The following is a 3,151-nucleotide window of genomic DNA, read 5'->3' as shown; positions in this document are numbered from 1 at the left end:
CCGCCGAATGACCAAGGGTTCCTGGGCCAGGTTAATCCGCCCAGGGTGAGTCGGGACCTAAGGCGAGGCCGACAGGCGTAGTCGATGGACAACGGGTTGATATTCCCGTACCCGTGTATCCGCGCCCAATGGCGAATCAGTTGTGCTAAGTATCCAAATCCCAAAAGACTTCCTTCGGGAAGCTGGAGGGGGCTGCATACGACCCTGGCTGTAGTAGTCAAGCGATGGGGTGACGCAGGAAGGTAGCTGGGCCAGGTGATGGAATACCTGGTGTAAGCCTGTAGGGCGTTGTGTAGGCAAATCCGCACAACATGTGCCTGAGAGGTGATGCGTAGTCGTTGCGACGAATTCAGTGATCCTATGCTGCCGAGAAAAGCCTCTAGTGAGTTGGTACACGGCCCGTACCCCAAACCGACACAGGTGGTCAGGTAGAGAATACTAAGGCGATCGAGAGAACTGTGGTTAAGGAACTCGGCAAAATGCCCCCGTAACTTCGGGAGAAGGGGGACCTTGCCTGGTGACGAGTCTTGCACTCTGAGCTGGGGAAGGTCGCAGAGACCAGAGAGAAGCGACTGTTTACTAAAAACACAGGTCCGTGCGAAGTCGTAAGACGATGTATACGGACTGACGCCTGCCCGGTGCCGGAAGGTTAAGAGGACCGGTTAGCGGCTTGCCGCGAAGCTGAGAATTTAAGCCCCGGTAAACGGCGGTGGTAACTATAACCATCCTAAGGTAGCGAAATTCCTTGTCGGGTAAGTTCCGACCTGCACGAATGGCGTAACGACTTCTCTGCTGTCTCAACCACAGACTCGGCGAAATTGCATTACGAGTAAAGATGCTCGTTACGCGCGGCAGGACGAAAAGACCCCGGGACCTTCACTATAGCTTGGTATTGGTGTTCGGTACGGTTTGTGTAGGATAGGTGGGAGACTGTGAAGCTGACACGCCAGTGTTGGTGGAGTCGTTGTTGAAATACCACTCTGATCGTATTGGGCTTCTAACCTCGGACCATGATCTGGTTCAGGGACAGTGCCTGGTGGGTAGTTTAACTGGGGCGGTTGCCTCCCAAAATGTAACGGAGGCGCCCAAAGGTTCCCTCAGCCTGGTTGGCAATCAGGTGTTGAGTGCAAGTGCACAAGGGGGCTTGACTGTGAGACTGACAGGTCGAGCAGGGACGAAAGTCGGGACTAGTGATCCGGCACCGGCATGTGGAAGCGGTGTCGCTCAACGGATAAAAGGTACCCCGGGGATAACAGGCTGATCTTCCCCAAGAGTCCATATCGACGGGATGGTTTGGCACCTCGATGTCGGCTCGTCGCATCCTGGGGCTGGAGTAGGTCCCAAGGGTTGGGCTGTTCGCCCATTAAAGCGGCACGCGAGCTGGGTTTAGAACGTCGTGAGACAGTTCGGTCTCTATCCGCCGCGCGCGTTAGAAACTTGAGGAAGGCTGTCCCTAGTACGAGAGGACCGGGACGGACGAACCTCTGGTGTGCCAGTTGTTCCGCCAGGGGCATGGCTGGTTGGCTACGTTCGGAAGGGATAACCGCTGAAAGCATCTAAGCGGGAAGCCTGTTCCAAGATGAGGTTTCTCTCCCACTTGATGGGTTAAGGCCCCCTACAGATGATGGGGTTGATAGGCCGGAGCTGGAAGCACAGTAATGTGTGTAGGTGACTGGTACTAATAGGCCGAGGGCTTACTATCGAAGGTGTTACGCGTCCACTGTGCGGTTTCTGAAACAACACACAACACTGCAGCACGAACCCTGTGAGGGTTTGAGCGCTGTTGTGGATGGTTTCATAGTGTTACGGCGGTTATAGCGGTGGGGAAACGCCCGGTCCCATTCCGAACCCGGAAGCTAAGGCCACCTGCGCCGATGGTACTGCACTCGACAGGGTGTGGGAGAGTAGGACACCGCCGGACATATTCTGCGAAAGGCCCCCAGCATCTGCTGGGGGGCTTTTTTCGTTACCGGACCCGTCACCAAGAGTGCTCGGGGTGCGCCTCGTCATTGCTCGTTGCCAGGTCGACTACGTCGGCCGCCTCACCGCCCACCTTCCGATGGCTCGCCGGTTGCTGATGATCAAGGCCGACGGCTCGGTGCTCGTGCACTCCGACGGCGGCTCGTACAAGCCGCTGAACTGGATGAGCCCGCCGTGCTGGCTCGAGGAGCGCGACATAGCGACCCTCGTCCCCGCGGAGCTTCCCGATGGCGTGACGCCGCTGCGGGAAGGCAAGACGGCGCTGCCGGAGAACATCAAGGCGCTGTGGGTGGTGACCAACAAGGCCGGCGAGGAATTGCGGATCACCATCGAGAACATCGAGCACGACTCCTCGCACGAACTCGGCATCGACCCGGGGCTGGTGAAGGACGGCGTCGAAGCCCATCTGCAGGAGCTGCTCGCCGAACACGTGACGAAACTCGGCGAGGGCTACACCCTGATCCGGCGCGAGTACATGACCGCTATCGGCCCGGTGGACCTGCTGTGCCGCGATGCCGACGGCGCCACGGTGGCGGTGGAGATCAAGCGACGCGGTGAGATCGACGGCGTCGAACAGCTCACGCGCTACCTCGAACTGCTCAATCGCGATCCGCTGCTGGCGCCCGTAGCCGGCGTGTTCGCGGCCCAGCAGATCAAGCCGCAGGCGCGCACGCTCGCCGAGGACCGGGGGATCCGCTGCCTCACGCTCGATTACGACGAGCTGCGTGGCACGGAGAGCAACGTTTTCCGCCTCTTCTAGGCCTTCGGACCATGCCGCGACGCAAACCACGCTCAGAGCGACGCAGCGAGCCCGCGCCGCTCGGTGACGTCTACGGACGCACCGAGGACGGGCCCGGCGGCGAAACCTATATCGTGCGAACGGTTCCGGGCGCCAGAGCGGTGAAGACCTATCGGTGTCCTGGGTGCGACCACGAGATCGCCCCCGGTGTCGCGCACATCGTGGCCTGGGCCGCCGAGGGTGGCGAGGACGATCGCAGGCACTGGCACCAGGGCTGCTGGAACGGCAGGCGCACGCGCGGCATCACCCGCCGCTGGTCCTGACCCGCCGGAAGACGACGAAAAACCGAAGGGCGCCGCGGATGTTGGGGGGGGCGGGGGGGGGGTGGTATGTAGGGGGGGGCGCTGTGGTGGGCGGGGCGAGGGGAGGTTG

Annotated in this window: 2 protein-coding genes and 2 rRNA genes; all 4 read left to right on the top strand. The window is 60.5% G+C overall.

Annotated features, from left to right (window positions below):
• Nucleotides 1–1,702: ribosomal RNA gene (locus QH270_RS16845) — 23S ribosomal RNA — on the top strand; the annotation flags it as partial.
• A gap of 102 nt (nt 1,703–1,804) precedes the next feature.
• A 5S ribosomal RNA gene (gene rrf / locus QH270_RS16840) occupies nt 1,805–1,921 on the top strand.
• Between the two features lie 75 nt (nt 1,922–1,996).
• Entirely contained in the window at nt 1,997–2,740 is a 744-nt protein-coding gene (gene nucS / locus QH270_RS16835) for an endonuclease NucS (RefSeq protein WP_280343151.1), read from the top strand.
• An 11-nt stretch (nt 2,741–2,751) separates the two neighbouring features.
• Nucleotides 2,752–3,042 carry an ATP/GTP-binding protein gene (locus tag QH270_RS16830; RefSeq protein WP_280343149.1) on the top strand — a complete coding sequence of 97 codons (291 nt, stop codon included), beginning with the start codon at nt 2,752–2,754 and terminating at the stop codon, nt 3,040–3,042.
• Nucleotides 3,043–3,151 lie beyond the last annotated feature (109 nt).

This window comes from Nocardia neocaledoniensis (genome assembly GCF_029868625.1).
Taxonomy (GTDB): Bacteria; Actinomycetota; Actinomycetes; order Mycobacteriales; family Mycobacteriaceae; genus Nocardia; species Nocardia neocaledoniensis_A.
Note: the sequence above shows the minus strand (reverse complement) of the source record. Positions and strands in the feature narration are given on the sequence as shown.